The sequence below is a fragment of the Anaerococcus sp. genome (assembly GCF_022770135.1).
Lineage (GTDB): Bacteria > Bacillota > Clostridia > Tissierellales > Peptoniphilaceae > Anaerococcus.
This window is the reverse complement of the sequence record NZ_JALEIL010000147.1, coordinates 1-3,707: the sequence shown is the minus strand read 5'-3', so window position 1 is coordinate 3,707 and position 3,707 is coordinate 1. Positions and strand designations below refer to the sequence as shown.

Genomic DNA, 3,707 nt, shown 5'->3' with positions numbered 1-3,707 from the left:
CCATTTAGAGATTTGATAGAATCCATAGAGGCAGATGATGATTCTGACATCATCGAAGATGAATGGAGAAAAACTCTAAAAAATATCGTTTATAATCAAGGCAGTAAATTATTTGAAGAAGCTGGGAATAGAGATTATGCTTTAGTGAAAATTGATGGTGAGCTAATTAATGTTGTAATAGCCTTTAATAGATTTAAAGCTATTTTAAATAATTTATTGGAAAGGAGAGATAGTGAAAAGAGAAAGTAATATTTATGGAGTTTGTCTAAATATCATTAATTATCTGGATAAAACTAAAGATGAGCCAGCAACTAAGGCTAAACTTGCAAACTTAAGAAATTCAATAAATAAAGATATATCTTATAATATTGAATCTTTAGCTTTTGTTTTTTCTATGATACCTGAGGATTGTTTAGGGACTTATAAGCAATTAAACTACTTTGAAGATACTATTTTAACTGTCTTGCAATTATACGCAATATACCAGCAGGGAAAAGATGAATCTGTAGTTTACAGAAATGATGAGTTTCCTTATAAAACTTTTGGAAAAAGCTTGTCCACTTTAAGACAAATTCCTAAGGATAAGAATACTAATGACAATAATGCAGTAGATCAGAGATTTAATGCGATGGTTACATCAGCAGATTTTGAGGAATTAAAACATCACTTAAGACAAATGATCAAATTGCTTAAAAGTAAGTCTAAAGAAACAATTGATTTCGCAAGTCTTTCTATAGATTTATATGATTTTAGATTTGGTGATAAAGATCCTGTGAGAATCAAATGGTCAAGAGATTATTATAGATATAGCGCACATAAAAAAGGAGATAAAGATGAATAAAGACAGATTGTTTATGGATATACACGTAATACAAACACTACCACCTTCAAATATAAATAGAGATGATACAGGAAGTCCTAAAACTTGTCAGTATGGAGGAGTAACTAGGGCAAGAGTTAGCTCACAGTCATGGAAAAAAGCAGTTAGACAATACTTTAATGATGAGGGTAATCTTGATAATAAGGGCATTCGTTCTAGAGATATTGTAAACTATATAGCTGAAAAAATAAGAGAAATTGATGAAGTAATAAGCCTGGAAGAAGCGGTAAAACTTGCAGAAACAACATTAAATAAAGCTAAAATTTCAACAAAAGATTTGATGCTTAAAGCACTTTTCTTTATTTCTGAAAAACAAGCCTATGATTTTGCAAAAGCTTGCTTGGATGGTGAGAAAGATAAAAAGAAGCTGCAAGAAATTCTTAATTCCAATCCATCCATTGATATTGCTCTATTCGGCAGGATGGTGGCTGATAATCCAGTATTAAATGAAGATGCATCTTGTCAGTTTGCTCATGCAATATCAACTCACAAGATAGAAAGAGAATTTGATTATTTTACAGCTGTAGATGATTTACAAAAAGAAGATAATTCTGGGGCAGGAATGATTGGAACAGTTGAGTACAATTCATCTACAGTCTATAGATATGCTAATGTTAATCTTCATGAACTAAAAAGACAATTAGATGATGAAGAAGCTTATGTTTATGCTGCAAGTCTTTTTGTAGAAGCATTTATTAAATCGATGCCAACAGGAAAAATTAACGCTTATGCTAATCAGACCCTACCAAAGGCTATACTAGTAACCTTACGATCTGACAGACCATTAAACCTGATAACAGCTTTTGAAAATCCAATAAAATCAAATGAAGGATATGTCGAAAAATCTATTGAAAGACTTTTTGATGAATATATAAAATTTGAAAAAATATTGGATAAATCTCAGTATACATCATATATGTTATTAGGTGATTTTGCTGTAGAAGAAATAGGTAAAAAAGAGGAATCAATCGTAGATTTAATTAAAAATTTAGAAGCGAATATAAAAGAAAACCTCAATTAGGAGGTAAAAATGCAAACTTTATTATTAAAACTATCGGGTCCTATGCAGTCTTGGGGGACAGATTCTAAATTTGAAAGTAGATATACCGACTATTATCCTTCAAAATCTGCTATAGTAGGAATGATAGCTGCAAGTTTAGGCTATAGGCGTGATGATGAAAGAATTATAGACTTAAATGAAATAGATTTTGCTGTGAGAGTAGATCAAAATCCAAACGTAATAAGAGACTATCAAATCGCAACTAAATACAAAAAGAATGGCCAATTTGAAAGAAATTACGTTACCAATCGTTACTATCTAGAAGATGGTATATTTATAATCGCCTTATCAGGGGGAGATCAAAGAATCAAAGAAATTCATCAAGCTCTTAAAAATCCGTATTTCCAAATATATATGGGAAGAAGGTCATGCCCTCCACCAGCAGATTTCATATTGGGACTTGCAGGGAAAGATGCTGTAGAGGCTTTACTAGATTTAGAGTGGCAGGCTAGTGAGTATTTTAAAAAGAATAACCTAAATTATAAGGCTCGAATCTATGCCGATTCACATCTAGTTAGCGGTAAAGAAATAATTAGAAATGATAGGGTTGTGTCTTTTTCACAAAAGTCTAGAAAATATAAAGAGAGGTTTGAAAGTCAAATTAGTAAATCTTTCTCATACACGTACCAAACGAAACATGACGTCTTTGAAGGAATTTAGGAGAAAGTATGTATTTATCGAGAATAGAATTAGATATTTATAATAGGAAAAAGATGCGAGATCTAAAAGATTTAAATTCCATTCATGGTTTTGTAGAATCATGCTTTCCTGAAGAAATCAGAGAAGGAAAAAGAACACGAAAGCTTTGGAGGATAGATAATTTAAACAATAAGAAATATCTCATTATCCTAAGCGAAGGAAGACCCGATTGCCAAAAAATAGAAAAATATGCAGTAAAAGGAAGCTATGAAACTAAAGACTATGATCAGTTTCTTGATAAGCTAGAAGAGGGAATGAAAGCAAGATTCAGAATAAAAATGAATACTGTTAAAGCAAAGCTTTCTAAAGATAATTCAAAAAGAGGGAGAATAGTACCAGTTGCTGATGAAGAATTATCTAAATTTTTCTTAGATCGAACTGAAAAAAATGGATTCTCTGTAGGAATTGACGAATTTGGAATCTTTGAAAAAGAATTACTTCCTTATAAAACCGTTGGAAAGCAACAATATAATCTTGTATCTGCTAGCTTTGAAGGAAATCTAAGGATAATTGATCATGAAAAAATCAAGGAGAGTTTGACTAAGGGCATAGGAAAAAAGAAAGCTTATGGTTTTGGTCTATTAACTATAATTCCATATGAAAAATAATATATACAATTACAAAACAGAACTTAATGACCTGCCAAGAATTTCTGATAGAGTGAGCTTTATTTATATTGAAAGATCAAAGATAAATAGAATTGATGGATCAATAACATCTACGGATGAAAGGGGTACTGTTAGAATTCCTGCTGCAATGATAGGGATTCTGATGTTAGGTCCAGGTATAAATATAACTCACAGAGCTATGGAACTATTAGGAGATACTGGAACGTCTGTTATTTGGGTTGGGGAGAATGGAGTAAGAAACTATGCAAATGGAAGAGCTCTTGCACATTCGACAAAACTATTAGAAAAACAAGCCAAACTAGTATCGAATACAAGAACTCGCCTACAAGTAGCAAGGCTTATGTATCAGATGAGATTTGCTGGAGAAGATGTGAGTAAACTAACTATGCAACAATTAAGGGGTAGAGAAGGTTCTAGAATTAGAGGAGTTTACAGAAAA

Annotated in this window: 6 protein-coding genes; all 6 read left to right on the top strand. The window is 31.6% G+C overall.

Annotated features, from left to right (window positions below; genetic code table 11):
- The coding region (locus MRZ08_RS07570; protein ID WP_297381295.1) for a hypothetical protein at positions 1–249 on the top strand (249 nt) is incomplete at its 5' end.
- A complete protein-coding gene (gene casB / locus MRZ08_RS07565) occupies positions 233–841 on the top strand; it encodes a type I-E CRISPR-associated protein Cse2/CasB (protein ID WP_297381292.1) in 609 nt (202 codons plus the stop codon). The genes MRZ08_RS07570 and casB, both read left to right, overlap by 17 nt.
- Positions 834–1,901 (top strand): type I-E CRISPR-associated protein Cas7/Cse4/CasC, encoded by a 1,068-nt coding sequence (cas7e, locus tag MRZ08_RS07560; protein ID WP_297381290.1) that lies wholly within the window; start codon positions 834–836, stop codon positions 1,899–1,901. Before casB ends, cas7e begins: the two co-directional genes overlap by 8 nt.
- Positions 1,902–1,910: 9 nt before the next feature.
- Entirely contained in the window at positions 1,911–2,600 is a 690-nt protein-coding gene (gene cas5e / locus MRZ08_RS07555; RefSeq protein ID WP_297381287.1) for a type I-E CRISPR-associated protein Cas5/CasD, read from the top strand.
- Positions 2,601–2,608: 8 nt separating this feature from the next.
- Complete coding sequence (gene cas6e / locus MRZ08_RS07550) at positions 2,609–3,247, top strand: type I-E CRISPR-associated protein Cas6/Cse3/CasE (protein ID WP_297381284.1); 639 nt, start codon at positions 2,609–2,611, stop codon at positions 3,245–3,247.
- Positions 3,237–3,707: CRISPR-associated endonuclease Cas1 (locus tag MRZ08_RS07545; protein ID WP_297381282.1), on the top strand; the 471-nt coding region annotated here is incomplete at its 3' end. The genes cas6e and MRZ08_RS07545, both read left to right, overlap by 11 nt.